This is a genomic window from Rhodohalobacter halophilus (genome assembly GCF_001715195.1).
Lineage (GTDB): Bacteria > Bacteroidota > Rhodothermia > Balneolales > Balneolaceae > Rhodohalobacter > Rhodohalobacter halophilus.
Genome location: NZ_MDWE01000025.1, coordinates 19,194 through 39,384, shown reverse-complemented (window position 1 = coordinate 39,384; position 20,191 = coordinate 19,194). Strand labels below are relative to the sequence as shown.

General features: G+C 46.8%; 15 protein-coding genes. 5 read left to right on the top strand and 10 right to left on the bottom strand.

Going from position 1 to position 20,191, the window contains the following annotated elements:
- Positions 1 to 213: 213 nt before the first annotated feature.
- The 4 genes from BG260_RS08480 to BG260_RS08465 form a co-directional block, all read right to left on the bottom strand.
- A complete protein-coding gene (locus BG260_RS08480) occupies positions 214 to 540 on the bottom strand; it encodes a helix-turn-helix domain-containing protein (protein WP_069131656.1) in 327 nt (108 codons plus the stop codon).
- 13 nt (positions 541 to 553) lie between these two features.
- The gene (locus BG260_RS08475) at positions 554 to 886 is read right to left on the bottom strand and encodes a type II toxin-antitoxin system RelE/ParE family toxin (RefSeq protein ID WP_069131654.1); all 333 of its coding nucleotides are present in this window, start codon (positions 884 to 886) and stop codon (positions 554 to 556) included.
- Positions 887 to 1,014: 128 nt separating this feature from the next.
- Complete coding sequence (locus BG260_RS08470) at positions 1,015 to 2,220, bottom strand: serine hydrolase domain-containing protein (protein ID WP_069131652.1); 1,206 nt, start codon at positions 2,218 to 2,220, stop codon at positions 1,015 to 1,017.
- Positions 2,221 to 2,544: 324 nt separating this feature from the next.
- Positions 2,545 to 2,925, bottom strand: coding sequence for a MotA/TolQ/ExbB proton channel family protein (locus tag BG260_RS08465; RefSeq protein ID WP_069131649.1), 381 nt, complete (start codon positions 2,923 to 2,925; stop codon positions 2,545 to 2,547).
- A gap of 132 nt (positions 2,926 to 3,057) precedes the next feature.
- Between BG260_RS08465 and BG260_RS08460 the strand changes: the two genes are divergently transcribed.
- Both BG260_RS08460 and BG260_RS14600 read left to right on the top strand, forming a co-directional pair.
- Entirely contained in the window at positions 3,058 to 3,510 is a 453-nt protein-coding gene (locus BG260_RS08460) for a hypothetical protein (RefSeq protein ID WP_141691551.1), read from the top strand.
- 11 nt (positions 3,511 to 3,521) lie between these two features.
- Complete coding sequence (locus BG260_RS14600) at positions 3,522 to 3,824, top strand: LytR/AlgR family response regulator transcription factor (RefSeq protein WP_083750199.1); 303 nt, start codon at positions 3,522 to 3,524, stop codon at positions 3,822 to 3,824.
- A 116-nt stretch (positions 3,825 to 3,940) separates the two neighbouring features.
- Here BG260_RS14600 and katG read toward each other — a convergent pair whose 3' ends face one another.
- From katG to BG260_RS08425, 6 genes are all read right to left on the bottom strand, one after another.
- Positions 3,941 to 6,175, bottom strand: coding sequence for a catalase/peroxidase HPI (katG, locus tag BG260_RS08450; RefSeq protein WP_069131644.1), 2,235 nt, complete (start codon positions 6,173 to 6,175; stop codon positions 3,941 to 3,943).
- Between the two features lie 631 nt (positions 6,176 to 6,806).
- Positions 6,807 to 9,419, bottom strand: a complete 2,613-nt coding sequence (locus BG260_RS08445) for a M14 family metallopeptidase (protein ID WP_069131641.1) — start codon at positions 9,417 to 9,419, stop codon at positions 6,807 to 6,809.
- A 92-nt stretch (positions 9,420 to 9,511) separates the two neighbouring features.
- Entirely contained in the window at positions 9,512 to 9,994 is a 483-nt protein-coding gene (locus tag BG260_RS08440; protein WP_069131639.1) for a DUF4199 domain-containing protein, read from the bottom strand.
- A gap of 98 nt (positions 9,995 to 10,092) precedes the next feature.
- Positions 10,093 to 11,034 carry a matrixin family metalloprotease gene (locus BG260_RS08435; RefSeq protein WP_069131637.1) on the bottom strand — a complete coding sequence of 314 codons (942 nt, stop codon included), beginning with the start codon at positions 11,032 to 11,034 and terminating at the stop codon, positions 10,093 to 10,095.
- Positions 11,035 to 11,125: 91 nt separating this feature from the next.
- Positions 11,126 to 15,601 carry a translocation/assembly module TamB domain-containing protein gene (locus tag BG260_RS08430; protein ID WP_069131636.1) on the bottom strand — a complete coding sequence of 1,492 codons (4,476 nt, stop codon included), beginning with the start codon at positions 15,599 to 15,601 and terminating at the stop codon, positions 11,126 to 11,128.
- Positions 15,601 to 17,532, bottom strand: coding sequence for an autotransporter assembly complex protein TamA (locus BG260_RS08425; protein ID WP_083750198.1), 1,932 nt, complete (start codon positions 17,530 to 17,532; stop codon positions 15,601 to 15,603). Before BG260_RS08425 ends, BG260_RS08430 begins: the two co-directional genes overlap by 1 nt.
- 105 nt (positions 17,533 to 17,637) lie before the next feature.
- Between BG260_RS08425 and BG260_RS08420 the strand changes: the two genes are divergently transcribed.
- The 3 genes from BG260_RS08420 (at position 17,638) to BG260_RS08410 (ending at position 20,128) form a co-directional block, all read left to right on the top strand.
- The gene (locus BG260_RS08420; RefSeq protein WP_069131633.1) at positions 17,638 to 18,915 is read left to right on the top strand and encodes a M14 family metallopeptidase; all 1,278 of its coding nucleotides are present in this window, start codon (positions 17,638 to 17,640) and stop codon (positions 18,913 to 18,915) included.
- Between the two features lie 159 nt (positions 18,916 to 19,074).
- Positions 19,075 to 19,662 carry an SCO family protein gene (locus BG260_RS08415; protein WP_069131631.1) on the top strand — a complete coding sequence of 196 codons (588 nt, stop codon included), beginning with the start codon at positions 19,075 to 19,077 and terminating at the stop codon, positions 19,660 to 19,662.
- A 10-nt stretch (positions 19,663 to 19,672) separates the two neighbouring features.
- Entirely contained in the window at positions 19,673 to 20,128 is a 456-nt protein-coding gene (locus tag BG260_RS08410; RefSeq protein WP_083750196.1) for a copper chaperone PCu(A)C, read from the top strand.
- Positions 20,129 to 20,191 lie beyond the last annotated feature (63 nt).

Below are 20,191 nucleotides of genomic sequence, written 5' to 3'. Positions count from 1 at the left end.
TTTCGCTTCCTTCAGACTTGCTAATGGTTCAAGGCGTCACCCCTGCCCATAAGGGACTTTCACCCTCAAGATTTATGACTTACATTCATGTAAGCCAAGGCACCCATGCCGGGCACACACAAAGTGTTTCCTGCTGACCGGTTCAAAATTACTGTTCAATTTTAAGTTTATAGCCCGGCAGCACAAGCCATGAGCCGTTAAGTACCCTTCTAATCAGGCTGGTTCCAACTCTCCTTCTAATAGTTTTCCTATCTGCTTTTTTGATGTTCCAAGTCGAAGAAGTGCTTTGATCATCAAATCCAACGATATCCCAGGATCGCCGCCCTCAAGCTTAGCAATACGTGACTGGCTTGAACCGATTGCCCGGGCAAGCTGTTCTTGTGTCCATCCTCTTTTTGCACGTTGAGCTTTTACCAGTTTGCTAATGTCTAGTCGAATATCGATGTATGCTTCTTCTTCAGGCGTCAGTTCTAAGAAATCAGCAGCAGAGCCTACCCGATATCCTTTTTCTTCCAGTTTTTTTCGTTTTTTCTTTTCCATGATTAATTGTCTCCTAGTACTTTTTGTAACGTGCTAACCGCTTTTTGCACACATCGATTACTTTTTGCGGTGTTTTTTGAGTTTTCTTCGCAAAAACTTCCAGAATCACTATGGCATCTTCATCGAGGAAATAGATGATTCTCCAAGTTTTGTTTTGGTCATTTATGCGAAGTTCGTGGCAGCTATTACCAATCGATGGCATCGGCCTGGAATCGGGCAATTCTAGCAGTTCGCCTTTTTGTAGTCTTCTGAGAAGAAAACCGGCTTTTAATCTGGCATCAACAGAAAAAGGCGGTGTTTTCACTTTGCCTTGAATCCATACTAATGGTTTATCATTTTCAGACATGACTAAATATGTCGAAATTGACATAAACAAGCAATAGCTCAGTCAGGTACTTATTTGCAGCGCCGTTTTTCATCCTTGATTTCGGCATTGCATCTGCTCAAAATCTCCTGATGAAAAGCCTCGCTTCATCAACCTGCAGTGGGAGGTATTTTGCCTGACTTGATGTGATTGAAAAGATCCGGTATCACCTCCAGCGGGTAGCCGGAGTTGGTATTGATCATAATACTGATTCCCACACCATCATCTGGGGAAAATGCGATCTCGCTGCGGTAACCGTTTACATATCCGCCATGGTAAACAATCTTCTGTCCGTGATTATCAAGCACCCGCCAGCCCATTCCGTAATGTGACCGGTTAACGCCCTCCCAGTACCTGCTAAACCGCCGGTTGTTGATATTGGCGACCGGAACAGATATCTCATCTAGCGTCTTTTTGGAGACTACCTCGGGAATGTGACCGGTTAGCATTAGCAACCATCTGCCCATATCTGATGCCGAGGCATTAATCCCTCCAGACGAAACCGCGTTATAATATTTTTTAGAGATCGGAACAGAAACATGCCCGCGCGACCGGGAATGATACACATGAGGAAGTGCCCGATTTTCTGAGTTCCGGATCGCCTCATAGCTTGTGGATGCATGCTCCATGTTGAGCGGAATGAAGAGTTTTTCTATTAGAAGGGTGTTAAAATCGGTGCCGGTCTGTGCCTCCAGTATTTTTTCTACTGTGGAGAATGCAGCGTTTTGATAGGCAATCTGCCTACCCTCTTCTGCAATCAAGGGAACCTGCTCGAAGCGTGGAATAATCCGTTCCAGCTGAAGACCATCCTCCACCAGGTTTGTATAGGCGTGGCGTGGCAGCCCGGTTGTGTGCGACAACAGATGTCTGACCTGAACACGCCCGGTCTGTTCCGGATCATTCAGCCTGAATGCATCCAGGTAACCTGATACGGGCTGATCCCAATCTACATAACCTTCTTCTACCAATATGCCCGTCAGAACTGATGCGAACCCTTTGGATACACTCCCCAGCCGGAAGACCGTCTGATCATCCACAGCCTCAGAGGAGCCCGCCTTCTTCACGCCAAATCCTTTTTGAAACACCACACGCCCATCAGCCACAATGGTAACAGCCGCCCCCGGAATGCGTTTTGTGTTCAACCCATCCTCAAAATCTCGCTCAAATTCACTTAAAAACAGAGCCATCGATTCATCCATCACCCACTCATCGGCTATCGGCTCTATCTCATCCGGTTCAGGATCCGGCACGGATAGAACGCGGTAGAACCCAAAAGCGAGAACTGCTAAAAGTAGTGCTGAGATGATTCGTGTCACAAAAGGAGTATTTTGAAAATAAAGAGACTATTTCTGATTTGATACAATCCGGTAAAGGATACTAAAAATCTGACTTCAAAAACTGTTCATCGAATGAAATATTGTAGGCAGTCGCTTTGACCCAAAAATAACAAACCAAGATGCTTCTTTGATTTTTCTCGCAGTTATTACTCAGATGAAACTGCTAAGTCTCACAGAGATTCTCCACCTACCTGCAGCTAATTTATTGAATGGATGATTCTAACAAAAAAGGCAGCCCCGAATTAAATCAAAGCTGCCATTATTTTTTATAAAAGTTTCCTGCTTAATACGGTGGATAAAGTTTTAATTACCTTTGCCCTGTTGTACGTTTGGGTTATCCAGCAGTTTTAATCCAACATTTAAAATTAATGACAGGATTAGAATAACGAATCCGTAGAGAGTGGTTATTGACGAGACTTTGAAACCGCCAACCAACATCGCCTGAGAAACCGATCCCGCCTCCTCAATTATGGAAAAAGCCTGATATAAGCCGATAAACTGACCAAAAATCCCAACCACTAATCCAAGGATCCCCAGCTCTTTTACCCAACTATCTGCAAGAGGTTTTATGCCTTCTTTCTTTTTTTGAATTGCGATATAACACGTCAATGAAACCATAGCTACAAGGATAATGGTTAATATGCCCATGAAGAGTGGGCCGCCCATAAAAAATAGATCAGTCATAATATTTCTGGTTTGTGAATTAATGTTCACAAGAAATGTATCTTATGCAAGCTGTTTTGAGCAATGTAGAATACCCTGCGAAACGTGTTGACCATCGATAAAAAATGGTATTCTTCTGTTGAATCACGATTTTTGAATAAAAAAATGCAGGCAGGCAAACATCTCATCTTTTGGATAATTACCGGAATCATACTAACTGTCGTGTTTGGCAGTGCATATAATGATTACGTAAAGAGTTTCTATTTTGTCACCTTTTTGCTTCCGGTGGCTATGGCTACATCCTACTTTTTTAATTATTACCTGGTACCTCGATTTCTGCTCAGAAAAAAGTATCCTCGATTTGCGCTCTACACATTCTATACACTTGTCGTGTCGCTTTACCTGGAGATGGTGGTCATTACAGTATCCTTCATTGTTTTAGCTAATTATAACTTTGAAGAGCTAAATCCCATGATGACAAACATCTTTGTACTAGGTTTTGCCATTTATCTGATTGTGCTTTTAAAAGCTTTCTATCTCCTATACCGACGATTCTTGAATCATGAATTCAGACTAAAACAGTTGAAGAATGAAAAAAAGCCTTAAAAACTCAGTTTATCACCATTCGGGCCGACCGATCCAACCACCAGATAAAATTAGATGAATTGATCTACCTTGAAAATTTGAGCGATTATGAGAAAATATATTTTAATGATGAGTCACTCATCACACGTGAAACCATTTCATCTTTTGAGGATAGTTTGCCGGAGATATTTGTAAGAATTCACAGATCTTACATTATTAACCTTGATCATGTTAAAGAATTTAGTAACAGGTCAGTGACCGTTGGCAACACTGAGTTACCGATCAGCCGAACGTACAAGAAAACAGCCTTGAAATTCCTTTCAGGAGATGAATGATATGATTTCCAGGGCCATAGATTAAATTTCATAAAAAAGGCAGCCCCGAAATGAATCGAAGCTGCCTTTTCAATTTTCATCTACTTCGTGATGAAGTGAGCTAAATTCTGATGAACTTACTTCAGATCAAAGCGATCCAGGTTCATCACTTTATTCCACGCTTTCACGAAGTCGTTCAGGAATTTCTCTTCAGAATCTGAACTTCCGTACACTTCAGCAACGGCTCGCAGTTCAGAGTTTGAACCGAAGATCAGGTCGGCACGTGTGGCCGTCCACTTCACTTCGCCGCTGTCGCGATGGCGCCCTTCAAACAGGTCTCCCTCTTCAGAAGTTGCCTTCCATTCGTTACTCAGATCGAGCAGGTTTCTGAAGAAGTCGTTGGTCAGCGCGCCGGGCTTATCGGTAAACACACCGTGTCGGGTTCCATCCCAGTTGGTATCGAGCACGCGCATTCCGCCAACCAGCACGGTCATTTCCGGTGCCGTCAGTTTCATCAGCTGAGCCTTGTCAACGAGCATCTCTTCTGCCGTTGCATTTCGTCGGGCGTGCGGCTTGAAGTAGTTTCGGAAACCGTCTGCTTCCGGCTTCATCCATTCGAATGACTCCACGTCGGTCTGTTCTGCAGTGGCATCAGCGCGTCCCGGTGTGAACGGTACCTTGATATCATGACCGGCATCTTTCGCAGCTTTTTCAATCGCTGCGCATCCGCCAAGAACGATCAGGTCTGCAAGAGATACTTTCTTGTCGCCTGACTGTGCCTCGTTAAATGCTTTCTGAACATCTTCGAGTTTGCCGAGTACTTTTTCCAACTGACGCGGATTGTTCACGTCCCAGTTTTTCTGCGGTTCCAGTCGAACCCGAGCACCGTTTGCTCCGCCACGCTTGTCAGAATCGCGATAAGTTGATGCTGAAGCCCACGCCGTAGAAACCAGCTCAGATACGGAAAGACCGGTATCGAGAATTTTTCCTTTCAGTTCTTCGATATCCTTATCGTTGATCAATTCGTGATCCACTTCAGGAATTGGGTCCTGCCAGATCAGATCCTCTTCCGGAACTTCGGGCCCGAGATATCGATTTTTCGGCCCCATATCGCGGTGAACCAATTTGAACCAAGCACGCGCAAAGGCGTCAGCAAAGTATTCCGGATCGTTATAGAATTTCTCTGAAATCTTTCTGTACTCAGGATCTTCAATAAGAGCAAGGTCTGTAGTGAGCATCATCGGGGCGTTTTTCTTCCCTTCAATGTGTGCATCGGGCACGGTCCCGTCGCCTTTTCCATCTTTGGGTGTCCACTGCCATTTTCCGGCCGGACTCTTGGTAAGCTCCCATTCATACTCAAACAGGTTTTCATAAAAACCCATGTCCCATTTGATTGGCTCGTTTGTCCACGCGCCTTCAAGGCCACTGGTGATGGTATCGGCGCCTTTTCCGGTTCCGTAGTCACTCTTCCAGCCAAGTCCCATCTCTTCCATCGGAGCTTTCTCCGGATCAGGCCCGTTGTGCTCTTCCGGTGCCGCACCGTGAACTTTACCGAATGTGTGTCCGCCGGCAATCAGAGCCACGGTCTCTTCGTCGTTCATCGCCATTCTCTTGAATGACTGACGAATAAATTTCGCCGCCTTTTTGGGGTCAGGCTCTCCGTTTGGCCCTTCAGGGTTCACATAGATCAATCCCATGTGGTCAGCGGCAAGGCGTCCTTTCAGATTTCCGTCTTCATCATGGCGTTCATCGGCCAGCCACTCATGCTCGGGTCCCCAGTTAATATCTTTTTCAGGCTCGTAAATATCTTCACGTCCGCCGCCAAAACCGAATGTTTTGAAGCCCATCGATTCCAGTGCCACATTACCGGCCAGAATCATCAGGTCAGCCCATGACAGCTTGCGGCCGTATTTCTCTTTGATTGGCCACAGCAGTCGGCGAGCTTTATCGAGACTTACGTTATCGGGCCAGCTGTTTACGGGAGCAAATCTCTGGTTTCCGGTGCTTCCTCCACCGCGTCCGTCGGCAACCCGGTAGGTTCCGGCACTGTGCCAGGCCATACGGATCATCAGCGGTCCGTAGTGGCCCCAGTCTGCCGGCCACCAATCCTGGGAATCAGTCAAAATATCACTGATATCTTTCTTTACTTCTTTCAAGTCCAAAGATTTAAACTCTTCCGCGTAGTCAAAATCTTCACCCATTGGGTTGGAGAGTGATGAGTGTTGACGCAGAATATCGAGATCCAGTCGGTTCGGCCACCAATCCCTGATTTTGGTTCCGCCACCGGCAGTCTCTTTCTCTTTCATTGATCCGTTATGAAACGGGCATTTACTTTCTTCGCTTGCAGCGTTTTGATTTTCTTTATTAGACATCCAAACAGTAGTTAGTGGTTTACATTTATCTGTCTAAAATAGTAAATCGTTCACATCTATTTCATATAGATAATGCCAATCGCTCCGATTTTTCGGGGTAATCAAATTAAAACCGGAGCGATGTATTTGTAAATCGTCCATCGCAGTTCGTCAATCGGTCATTCGCAGTTCACTTTTTTGATTAATGAACCTCGATTTAAGTCTTCGCGGGGATAAATCCCGCGCTCGTCAGTTGAAAAGACCTGTCAGTGTTCCTGGAACCCGGCAGCGTCTGAGTTCTTGCCCCGAGCATTCGAGACGGATAGGTGCGCGGAGTTACGCTGAGAAAGCTTTGTGAATCTTAGAGTCTTTGTGACTTCGAGGCGAGTTCATTTATATTGGCCACGAAGACACAAAGTCACAAGGTTTCACGAAGTGTGTAGATTAAAAAAGCCCCAAAAATTGGGGCTTCATATGCGAGCCGGTCATTCATGGCCGGTAAAGAATTTTATAAAAACAGACATGGTATTTTTACTCCTATTATTTCTATAACTCTTCATTCCCTGGATAGACCAGATGATGACTCACTGCCTGAAGATGCATAAAAATACCATGTCTTTTGTAACGACCGATTCACCGATTTTATGTCTTATCACATCGAAGGCATCAACATCACCGCGTTGATCATCAGCCGCTCCGGACCTCTCCAGAACATTCTGTACTGCGTATTATCGGCCAGAAGAACAACCTTGCCGCTTCCCATGGAGGCTACACCGGCAAATACATTTCCGGCTGCTTTCCGGATATTCTCCTGAGAAGCATAACCGGATGCAAGCAGTTGCAACGGATCTTTCTCATAATATCCAACCACCTGGTAGCTGCTGGAAGGCTTCATCTGGTCGGTGTTGTAGGTAAGACTGTAAAGTTTCTCCTTCACTCCAAAGGCCAGCGGATTGGATACATCCACATGTGACTTGAACGCTGCTCCCGGAATTCTTCGTAACCCGAATGTATCAACCCGAGCTTCGTAAGGAGTAAAGGCTGCAAGATCTTCCCCATTCTCTTCATCCTCATCTTTTACCAGTTCTACACTGATCCATTCCATACGATCCTTGGTCAAACTATGCGAAGATGCCTCCGTCGTTACCAGCGTTCCGCCGCGTTCAACCCACTCTTTCAGAGCCTGTTGCTGTCGCTCTCCATAATGAGGCGCACTTCCTCGCTGGCCCGGAAGGATAACTACATCATATTCATCCAGATCAATCGATGCCAGCCTGTGCGATCGAATTCGGGAAATGCCATACTCTACATTTCGATCGAACTGAAACCATATCTGTCCGGCCGTATAGGAGTTAAACGGTTGACCAATCACCATGGCAACTTTTGGCCGGTGCAGAACCGTACTGCTTCTGGATGCGAGATCCATTCCGGAGTCCATCCGGCCTGTTTCCAAACCGCGAATCACTACGCCGGCATACTCTGTTATTTCCTGCATGTCCCTGCGAACATCACTTCGCTTATCGTAATTTCGACCCATCAGCACGATGAGCGATCCTCTCGAAAATTCCACGTCATCTTTTTCAAATATCTTCTTGGCAGAACGTACGCTATATCCTCTTCTCCAAAGTTCTCCCAATGCCTTTGGCGCGCCGGGCTGTTCCCAGTCAATCACAAAAGCGTACTCAGCCGACGGATTGATGACACCCTTATCGCGGACCGGAACTTCTTCAACGATTGATGTTGATACTGATGGATCATCATTCACACGCGCAGCATCCAGATTATACGCCATCGGGATAGACCAGACCGACATATCGTACATCACCGAATCTTCAATAGCCATCTTCGGCTCAAACAGTGTGGTAATAAACATATGCCTGGCCTGATTTGTACGTATAATAAAGTCACCTTCATTAAAAGACCGTCGCTGCGGCTCATTGTCCCAATAATCAAGTGCATTGCGCAGAGTGAAATTCTCGTTGGCACGTTCAACTATTACACCCTGCTTTAGCATGATGTCAATCACATCGTAGGTGTGATCGGTTGGATTGTTTGGAAAAACGTAGGCTTTAGTCTCTACTTTAGAATTTTCAGGGTTGAGCGCTTCACGAAAGTAGTTCAGCAGTTCACGCCTGTTTTCCACGGCGGTTCGAACCGTAGCCACACTGTTTTTATAATGGTCAAATATGCGCTGCTCCAGTGTCAGAACGTATCCCTCTTCTGTTTCAACGGCCCGCCCGCCACGGCTGTGCCCGCCCTGCTCGGCAAGCATCCCAATTCCGCCCATCAGGCTTGGATAGGATGAACCGTAGCCCGGATAGAAGAAATCAAACCCTTCGGTGGTGGCATAGTTTACGTTGTGCCTGTCAAACTCTTCGATGGTTCCGCGTCCAAACCGATCACTCCACGCTTCATAGTCGTCAGGAAGCTGAAGGTTTCTCGGTGTGGTACCCGGCATGGTAAAATAGTTGTTGTTAAAACCCTGCTCGTGAATATCGAGATGCACCTGCGGCATCCATTTTTGATACTCAGCAATTCGGCCTCTCGACTCGGGGTGAACCAGCCATACCCAGTCGCGGTTCAGATCAAACCAGTAGTGGTTGGTTCTTCCGCCGGGCCAGATTTCATCGTGCTCCAGATCGGCGGCATCTGTATTCAACACATTTGCCTGGGATGATTTGTACCAAGTCACATAGCGGTCGCGGCCGTCGGGGTTCAGAATGGGATCAATAACCACAACCGATTCATCCCTGAACCGAACGGATTCTTCATCTTCGGCTGCCGCCAGACGATAAGCTGTCTGAAGGGCCGCCTCTGCACTCGATGCTTCATTTCCGTGAACTCCATAGCTTAGCCACACAATAGCCGGATGATTTTCTGCCAGTTCAGCGGCTTCATTGCTACTCAGGCTTTCAAAATCGGCAAGCCTCAGATTGTTTTCGCGGATCTGTTCCAGATTGGCATGATTCTCTTCATTGGTGATGATGACCAACCAGAGATCGCGGCCTTCGTAGGTTTGTCCGTATGTGAGAATTGAAACACGGTCACTTTCGGCAGCCAGGTTTTTCAGATATGCCCCAAGCTGATAGTGATGGCTGTACTCCTCACCCGGCTCATACCCTAAAAAGTCGGCCGGAGATGTGATACCCGATTGGTAAGGGAGATCTGGATCGAACTGAAACCGATCATTTAATAACTGAGAGAAAGCTGAACTCGAAAATATGAAGAGAAAAAGGAAAGTTAGAAGCAGTGAAAGTCGATTCATAGTGTATAAGCCATTTAGTTGATTATCCGTCAGAGAATAATAAAATAAACGGCCACTTTCACCGCAACGATAAAAATTGGTTCTCGCCTAAATTAATCCACACTCTTTCTGGTAAAAATTGCTACCACTGCGCTGGTAACAATTCCCATCACCAAAGCCCCCAAAGAACCCATAATCATGTAGCTCTTCAGGTTGAAAAAACCGCGCGCCTCGCTTCTTGACGTTTCGCCGGTTTCAACAGCGTGATCGATCATATTTTCAAAAAATTCAGGAGAGATAAAGGTGTGGATAATCCACTGAGCCAGCGGACTTAAAATGGCCACCACAACCGTTATCCCAAAACCGGTCATAAATCCCTGAGCCCAGGTCATAGACCCGCCAAAGTCACGTTTTCGTTTATCCAGAAATGCGATCACATAGACCAGAACAGCAATAATTGCGAAGATATTTGTCATGGTTGCGTGCCGGTCAATCTTCTCTCCATGCCACCCCATCGCCCACTCAAACACCATCCACAACATCAGGACAACCGTAAATAGAACTCCCCACTTAATTTCTGTTTTATATTTTTCCATCCCCACCACCGTTTTTATTTTTCATCATTGTAACCCGGCGAAAACTGCCGGCTACAAACCAATGATACAAAATTTTGAGGGCGAAACAACTCTTCTGGCTATTTACATTTATCCAGTATGGCTCGGCGATCTTCAGCGCTCAGCTGCAGAATGGGAAAGAGATCCTGTCCACCCATCTGCCGGTACATCACAGACTCCGGATTTTCTCCATGGCCCAAACCGAGAGCATGCCCCAGTTCATGAGCCAGTACAAGGTTCAGATCACGCTTGCTCAAAAACTGGTTTACCGTAATGGTACCGCCGGATGATGTCTTTCTGAATGTAGCTTTTGTGAATCGGCTTTCACCCGAATACTCTTCGTTGTATTGATCAATTTTTTGGTTGTTCTCATCAATCATTCTGTTCAGCCTGTCTACAGACTGATTAACCTCTCTTGCCAGCTCATCCAGCTCTCTCCGTTCTCTTTTTACCTGATCCTGAAGTTGCTCCACCTCATCACGTCTCCTTTCAAAAACTTGCTCATCCTGAGTCGTAAATCCGCCGTTCCGGTTTTTCTCACGCACCCACTCATTTAAACTGTCCAGCTCCTGAGTGGTCCTTCGCGCAAGCAGTTCGTACTCTTCAGATTTTTTGTCAAACGCCTCTTTCTTTCTCTCATACTCTTTTTGAAGCTGGTCTGCCCGAATCTGGCTCGATTCAATCTGTTCCCGGAACTGCATCTCCCCCATCACCAGTTTCTGCCTTTCATCATACTCAAAATTGATATCGATATCGCCCTCTTCACTGTGGTAGGCAAGCGGACGGTCAACGGCATCAGACCAGAGAGAAACCGCTATTTGCATGGCATCCAAAACTTCAGCCTCCGTTACATCAAAACGGCTATCAATTGAACCGATCCGGTACGTGAGCGGTTCGCTGCAGGCCCCAACATCGCTATGCATCTCGGGCCGTTCAGCTTTCTCATAGGTAATAAAGTACCATCCGGCAATCAGAACAATCACCAGAATTACTGAATATTTGAGCAGATCTGTAAGAGTCATTTGCCTACAATTCGATAATTACGCCTTTAGAGGTCTTTTCAAAACCTTCTAATAATATATAACACTTTTCCCAATCAGATTATTACTTCAATCAATAGTCATACTGCCAGCGGAGGTCAATACCTTCACGGCTGTCATCTCCCTGGGTTACGATCAGCTCCAAATTCTCTTTTAACAGATATTCCAGCATAAAGAGTGTCTTTGGCCGGCTGCTGCTAATCTCGTTCAAAACCGCAAAAAATGTGCGCCGGTTCAGGTACCAACCTGTTTTGATGGATGTAGTACTGTCTGATCCTGATCGTGTATTATCAATCTGCACCACATCAATTCCAAGGCTTTGGGATGCCAGCAACTCCACGCGATCGAGTAAAACATCGAGGGCCAGATCTGCTGCTGATGGACTGCTGCCACTTCCGGCCACAACCTGCTCCCACGACTCCAGTTCATAAAACGGTTTGCCAAACAGGGTATAGCTTATGATATCCTGAAGCTCCAGCGGAGGTTCACTGTCAAACCGAAATTCGGGTTCCTGCACGGTTCCTTCTATAATGTAGAAAATGCTTACATCAGACTGAGCCTGTGGCGGCTGAAACTCCGTTCGTATATTGAGTTCGGGATCATCAACGGGACCATAGAACGTGACAAATGCTTCATCGAGGGTGAAATTTTTACCCAGCGGCCGGGCATAACCCCTCACGCCTTCAAGCGCCCCAAACATCTGCAGCTCTTCGCCCCTGCTTTTTACCAGGTCCACATCCCCCCCAAGCTCAACCTCCATATCCAGGTACTGCCTGTTTCGGATAAAAAATTGTCGGGCAAAGTTTACATTCATCTCCATCTCCAGCATTTCATAGAACTCAATCGGCTCCGGCTCCTCTTCATCCTCTAACTGAACATCTTCAACTGAACGCTCCCCAAAATTTTGTAAATTCACGAACCCATTCAAAAATGTCAGGTTACCGGTTAAGGTCGGTTCATCAACCGTTCCGGTTAAGTCGGCGGTAAGGTCGATGGTTGCGTTATATTCTGCGGTATTTGCCGCTCTGAACTGATTTCCATGAATGTTCAACTGGAGATTTCCGGGTGTCAGGTTTTCCATTTCCATAAACCCGGTTGCCCGAATCTGTCCGGGCCCGCTTCGCATTCTAAACTGCTGCAGCTCAACTCTCTCTCCCGAAAAGTTGATCCCTGATACTATTTCAGTCAGTGTAATCCCTGCAGGCACAACCCATAAATTTCCATTTGTCAGCTGCATACTTCCGGATGTCTGCAGGTCGCCCAAAGCACCGGAAAGGGTTACTTCACCATTCAACTGACCTCGTAACTGCCGGAACATCTGATCGTCCAGAAAATCATTAAAGATAGCCAGGTTGAAATTTTCTGTCCTGAAGTTGAGTGAAACCTCATCTTCCTCATCAGGCAGAAGCACCGCTGCCTCGCGAAGGTCTACAATAAAGGGAAGCCTGGCATCCATATCCAGTACCGGGGTTTCACGGGCAATCACACGACCGGTCAAATCTACAAATTCATCATCATGGATATAATTCAGATCAAAGTCGGCACTGTTAATCTCAATTCCGGAAAATTGGGCGTTTTCGAGGTGCAGGTTGCCGGTCAGCTCCGGATTGCCGGCTATGCCCGACAGTTCACTCCTCAACCGTATCGTGCCGGCGGTTTGATCGGATTCAAAATCGGGAAGAAAACCAAACCAGTAGGAGAGGTCTGAATCAAACAGCTCGAAGTAACCCGTTACCTCTCGATCAAAAAACTGATCGTTAAATGTGGTCGGATCTCCCGGCATATACGGTACCTGGAGCTGACCTTCAAAAAGCCTTTCATCATTTCGGTTTCCGTCAAAAACAAGCTGCAGCCACTCCTCTTCAATATTCAGGTAGAAATGGGTAAGATCGAGTGTTTCATTTTGGTAGTGAAGCCCCCGCACTTCCCCATTCAGTGCGATATACAGGTTTTCGGGATCGTTTTTAAAGCCCAGTTCGCCGGATAGAAAACCTTCAGCCACCGGTTCTTCCAGCATCAAGCTCTGAATAGCCCCAAGATTTAGATTCTCTGCTATAATACCTGCTTCCTGTATATCAGCCGAAAGCTGCGGCGCCCACACCGAAAGAAATGAACGGTCTGATGCGTCCCGAATCGTTACTGTATCTACCCGGGCTGTTTGAGATGCCATATCAAATTCAAAGTCAAACGGGCGGTCGAGCGAGAGTTTGCGAAATTCTGTGGTAAAATCGAGTGCCGTTGTTTGGACCCGGGCCATCAAATTATCCACACGATATTCCCCTTCGTGGTGCAGCGTACAGATCTCCTCATTAAATATTTCGAATATGAATGTTCCGGTTGCGGCCTCACCCTGTTGCTTCAGTCCTGTTCGGAATTTTACATCTCGAACCGTAATCCCGCCAACAATGGGGTCGCTTAAATCCAGGTCCAGATCAACCTCCGGCTCTTCAAGCAGGCGCGCCTGCAGCGTAGCTCCAATGCCATTCGACAAGAAGAGTGAATCGACGCGTGTATTCTGCAGATCAGCCCGTCCGTTAAATACCAGATATCCCTCGCCGCTCCTGTTCAGCTCACCGGATACTTCTCCTTCCGACTCCAGGTGATCTGCGCCGACCAGGGGTGCCAATGGCTGAAGATCCTTTAGAAATGCCCTGAAATTGACTCGATTCTCAAGATTGGTGAAGTCGGTTATATGGTGACGGACCGTAATATCGGCATCTGCGATGGGACTTTCCAGAAGTGCATTTTCAAGCGTAACAAACTGGTTGAAAATGGAGATATCTGTCCGAAGAGTTTCAATTGGCGAACGGTTTACTAAACTTGAATCGAGAGCAGCCACAGCATCTATTTGAAGGGTTTCAGGTGAAATTCCCTTACCTGATCCCTCCAGTGTTCCATTAAGATAGGTTGGGAAATCATCCAGGCCGCTCAATTCAGCCAGGTTAAACTCCCTCATCGATATATTAAAATCATAATCCGGATCTTCCTGCCACTGCCGGGCGTTCATTCGGGCCTCCACAACCGAGCGGTCTAACTGCGCCTTCAAATTTCCGGTAATCGTTTGTGAATTGAGGTTGCCACGGAAGCTGAGTTCTGAAAAAGGCTGTTCACCAAAACGGCCGCCCTCAACTAAAACCTCTGCAAGTGCCCTCATTTGATCCGGCTGAATTCCCCTGCCCGAGAAAGATGATTGGATTCGGAATTCACTGTCCATGCCCGGATCTGCCGTCCAGGTGGCCAGATTTATTGTACCGGAACTTACATTTCCACTCCACACCGGAACCTCACCCCATACCTGTTCAGCCGAGAGTTTCACATCAACCCGTTCCTCTGCCCGCAACATGAATGCAGCCACCGTAGCCCGGTCACCCATTAACTCATACTCCGAATCAAACGTGTCGATTTGATACCGGTCATAACTCAACCCGGCGAAATTTATCCGGCCGGACCAGTCCGACTCCCGAAAACGATCGAGTGGAATCTCACCCTCTCCCGTAAAATTTAATTCAGACAGAGACGGAGCATTCTCAATCCCGGTCAGTAACGGTGTATTTAAATTGTTTAAATCAATCTGAAGACGGTTGAGCGCCATCGGCTCCAGCGCCCGAAGATTTGCCCCAATTGAAAAATGGTCCAGCCCTGGAGCTGTCAGGATTGCCGTTACAGATAGATTGGAAAGCTCTCCTTCCAGCTCAAGGTCAAGATTTAGATCCTGCCTCAAGGGGAGATCCTCTGCATAGACTGCGATCTCCTCCCAACTGAGTGGAGCAAACCCTGCAGTGGCAGACAGCTCACCGGCCGTTTCGTACGCAGCGCCGGCCCGGAGCATGGAGCGCCCGGTTTGAACCACCAGAGACTCCAGCGTAATTCGCTCATTGTCCCCTCTTGCTTCCATCACAAAATCAATATCATCCGGCAGCCGTGCTTCTTGGAGTTGAAAGTCGAGGGAACGAATATTTGCAGCATAGCCCGTTTCCTTCACTCCTCCCGAAGCCGACAAGTTCAGATTCCGGATATTTAAAAAACCATCCGGCAGCAGAATGTCTGACTGCACATCAATATTCAGATCTTCAACCAGCAGATCTTCTATTCCCCAAAAAACCGGGTCACCCGCCGGCTCCTCCTCTTCGCTTTCAGGCAGCAGTTTAAGCACATTCCATACAGAATCGGCCTCCTGCGCTATCGATGACTGAACCCCGTAGATTGACACGTTCTCCACCGTGTGGGGAGATCGGATGATATCCATCAGGTGATATCTCACAGAAATAGAGTCTATGGTGACAATATTTTGCTCCTTTTCATCAGCCAGGTTTGTCCCGTAGATGGTAAAACCATGCAGAAGATCTCCTCGTATTTTATCAATGTAAATTGATCCATTGAGCATTTCACTGACCCTTTCCACGGCCAGATCCCGGCCGTAATCGAACAGCAGCTCACTCTTTAAAAGCAGGCGAACGGACAGTGCCATACCAAACAGCACAGCTGCCAGCAATGCCCACTTAATCCAGCGACGCCTCTTCTCGGTATGTTTTTCAAGCTCTTCTGTCATTAAAATGCTTGTCCAATACTAAAATGAATTCCAATTCTACTCCATGCACTGCCAAAATCTTCTCCCTCATAAATATTCAGATCTTCATCGGTCGGGTTCAGCTTATACCCCACATCCACACGGATTGGCCCGATTGGAGATTGATAACGAATGCCGCCTCCTGCACCATACTGTACGGGCCGGTTATCCATGCTGCCCGGGTCATCCCAAACCTGACCTCCATCAAGAAAAGCGGCAAGCCCAAGGTTTGGAATAATTCCCCGAAGCTGTTGCCGAAGTTCGATATTGAACGTAAACATTGATCTGCCTCCAACGGGAACATAGGTGTCAAATTCACCGGAGTCGTTGAACCTCGGACGACTTGGACCCAGCTCCTGCCGGTTCCAGCCTCTCACAGAGTTTGTTCCCCCGGTAAAAAAGCGAATATTGGATGGAAGCTGATCATCATCCTGATAAAAAATCACACCGGTATTTACACGAGTGGCAAGCGTCAGGGAGTTTGAGATTTGAGTGTAGCGCCGGATATCAAGCAGTGCTTTTTGAAATGTGTATGTCGATTCACTGAACGTACCCGAAATCTCTATAAAAGGCTGTATGACCCATCCGCGCGGTTCCCGGCTCAACCCTTCACTGTAGTACCCTGAAAGTGAGAGTGAGGAAACATTGTAGTTTAAAACCGTATCGGGCAGAGCAGCATCCGTATTCCTGGAAAGCTCCTCATTAATCGAAAATTCGTAAGATGCGGAAGCCGTTTTGGTCCGATCAAACTGATAGATCAAGCTATTGTTGAACCCCGCCTGAAACAGCTCATACGACGGCTCCAGTTTATGCTGACCAAACGCGCTGGTTACATTGCTGCTCCTGGTGTTGAAAACATAGGGCAACAAATAATCCGTACTCAGCCTCTGTTCAATGAAGGATGCCCGTGCACTTACGCCAAATCGATGACCGGTACCCGAAATATTCCGGTTCTGCCAGCTTACCTGCCCCCTGAGCAGCTCCTCCCTCCCGAAACCGATCATAGCCTGCACCGAACGCTTGGGGTGTTCACGAACCCTCAGTAACAAATTGAGTGTTGAATCTTGCGGCTGCTCGGGAATGGTAATGGTTGCAAACCGGTAGAGATGGTGATTAAAAACTTGCCTTTGAGCATCCTGAAGCTTACTGCGCGAATATCGATCCCCTTCTTTAATCTCTGTCTCACGGAGCAGTATACGCTCAGGAACAGAGATATCTCCTTCAATTTCTATATCGGAAAAGTAGGTGCGGCTGTTGGGTGTTGCCCGTATGATGATATCTGCCCTGTTACTGATTGAGTCCACCTCAGCCTCTACCACAACTTCCGGCCAGGCAAACCCGAGCTCTTGAAACACACTCAGAAACCGGCCCTCCACATCGGCTCTTCGCAGGGTTTCATATCGCCGGCCAGTCTGATATTCATTTCGCTCTTCAGCTCGTTCAAACTCCCTGGATTGCCGGATTTCATCCGTTGTCGGTTCATCGGCCTCTATAATAATTTCCGATGAGCGGATTCGTACCGGTTCGCCCTCGCTGATGTGGAACAATACCTCCTTCTGCCACTCCTTTTTTCTGTCGATAATTTCATAATCTACCTCCACATTCTGATATCCCCTCCGCTCGTAATATCGAATGATCCGGATGCGGTCACGCCTAATCTCTGTCTCATTAAAAATGTAGCTGCCTGTTCTTCCAAAGAGCTTCCTCAAAAAGTTTGGGCTTTCCGTAGCGATGATCTCTTTCAGCACCATGTTGCTGTAGTTTTCATTCCCTTCGAATGAAACGTTCCACACCACAGCTTCACGCTCTTCTTCCTGTGCCTTCACCTCTTCTGGAAGAAAAAAACCAATAAATACTGCTATTAAAGACAGTAAAATTACACCGGCAGCGTTATCTTGAATCGTGTTATGCAAATGAGATTTTATATCTTTTATAAAACTGAACACCCAACTTTAGGTAGTTTGCTAAACATAGAAAATTTCAAAGACAGAATATCATCTTTTAAATCTACAATTTTAATGAGCTTTAGCCGAAAAATAGTTCCTCTTCTTATCACTTTAACAATCTTCATTCTCTATACAGGATGTAAATCAACAGAGGAGTTCAGTGGATATTCATACGATCCCGAAGGCGTAACCGAAACCACCGATAAAGAGATTGAAGAGCAAAACAGAAGAACGATCGGGTTCAGGGAGGATGGCGTTTGGATCTCAAATGAATTTAGCGGCTCACGGGTAAATGATGTGGTAAGGGTAGCCCCCTACCATTACGAACTGCAAATCAGACCGGAGATTAGCCCAATTAACAACAGCCCGTGGTACGGTTTTCAGGTGTGGGCGGATGACTCATCCTCCGTAACCCTTGAGCTAACCTACACCGGCGGACGCCACCGCTACCGGCCCGATATCAGCTTCGACGGAGGAGAATCTTGGAATAAGGCCGACTCAACCATCTATCGCCAAAACAGAGAAAATAGTAGCGGGATCATTTCCCTTGAAGTGGGAGAAAGTCCGGTCTGGATTTCCGCACAGGTTCCTCAAACAACAAAAGAATTTCGGCAGTGGTCGGACAAAATTGCATTACGCCCGTTCGTTCAACGCTCTGTTGCCGGCAGCTCCCATCGGGGCCGTCCGATTTATCAGCTTAAAATCTCTGAACACTCAGATGAACCGGTAAAAGGGGTAATTCTGATCTATGGTCGTCAACATCCGCCGGAAATCCCCGGATATTTAACCGGACTCTTTTTTATTGAAGAGCTTGTTTCAGATTCAGAACTGGCTCAACAGTTTAGAAAATATTTCGATGTCTGGGCATTCCCCTTAATGAATCCCGACGGAGCTGACAACGGCCACTGGAGGACAAATGCGGCCGGGATTGATCTGAACAGAGACTGGCAATATTTTAATCAGCCGGAGACTGCGGCCGTTCAGCGTGCAGCCCTGCCACTTCTGAACCGAAGTGATCGCAAGGTGTTTTATGCAATTGACTTTCACTCTACCGGGCAGACCGTTTTCTACCCCATACTGGAAGAGATTGACACTTTTCCTCATCTGTTCACCTATCGCTGGCTCGATGCGATACGCGATCAGTTGCCCGACTTGGAGGTGAATGTTGAACCTTTCCCTACTGATTCACCAATTGCAAAAAATTGGTCTCACAAAACCTTCGGCGTGGATGCCGTTACATTTGAGGTGTGGGATAATTTACCCAATGAGGAGCTGCAACAACTCGGTGCTGAGTCTGCCCAGCTTTTTATGACAATGATGATTGAGGAGTTCAAGAAAGAGTTTAAATAGAATAGCAAGTTCACTCCGAAAAATACGTTTCATGATATGTTCACAAGGTGAATGTACTTTAATGCAGATGAAGAACCGGCTGTGATTTGCTCAACCATCGCAACTCACAACCTTGCCCTTACTGACGATTTATATAGAATTTATTAGCAGCAATCACACATGAAAATCAAGAATTTATTCTACATCGCCATTCTGATCTCAACATTATTTATGCTCCAGGCGTGCAGTAGTCCGGCGCTGGATGATTACAGTGACGTACAGTTTGAGCTGACGGATCAAAATGGAGAGTTGGTCACCTTTCCCGACGACTTCGAAGGCTCCCCCGTAGTGATGGGGTTCATTTACACCCACTGCCCCGACATCTGCTCTTTCATCACTTCGAACGTAAAAAAGGTGTACGAGGAGATCGACAACCCATCAGACACAAAATTTCTGCTGGTGACGTTTGACCCGGAGCGCGATACCCCCGAAGTGCTGAAAAACTACGCTCAGGCGTTCGACATGGATCGTGAACCGTTCCACTTTCTTACAGGAGATTCCGAAACAATCGACCGTTTTATGGAACGAGTGAGCGTAAGAGTACAGGAGTCGTACTCCAGGGAAGTTGAAAGCGGAGACCGGATGTACTTTCTCAATCACACAGATAAAATTTTATTGATCAACAAAAACTCGGAACTGATCTTTGATTACGGAGGAAGTATGACGCCGGTAAACATCATCACAGAAGATCTTCAAAAACTACTCTAACACAGGCATCATGAAATATTTGACAACATTTCTGTTTATCACACTACTTGCAATAGGCTGTGCGGGAGAGTCTGACACAGAGCAACAATCAGCAGAATTCTCCGGCGAAGGAGTTGAAGTTGAAGGGGCCTGGGCCCGCCCGGCTTCTGAAGGAAGAATGAGTGCCGCCTACTTTTTGATCTCTAATTTCAACGATAGTGATGATCAATTAATTGGCGTTGAATCGGATGTGGCTCAGCTTGTGGAAATTCATGAATCATACGAGCGGGAAGAGGGTATGATGGGAATGCGTGAAGTGCCCGAAGTGGACCTTCCATCACAATCTACTGTTCGATTTCAGCAGGGCGGTTTACACATTATGCTGATCCAGGTAACCCGAACCCTCGCCGACGGGGATACGTTTGAGCTCACCCTCCATTTTGATAACTCAGAATCGCAAACGATTGAGGTTCCGGTTCGGTTATAAACACCAGCAAACTGGAGTCAAAACACTACAATCATAAATCGAAAGGCTTACAAAACTGCAGAG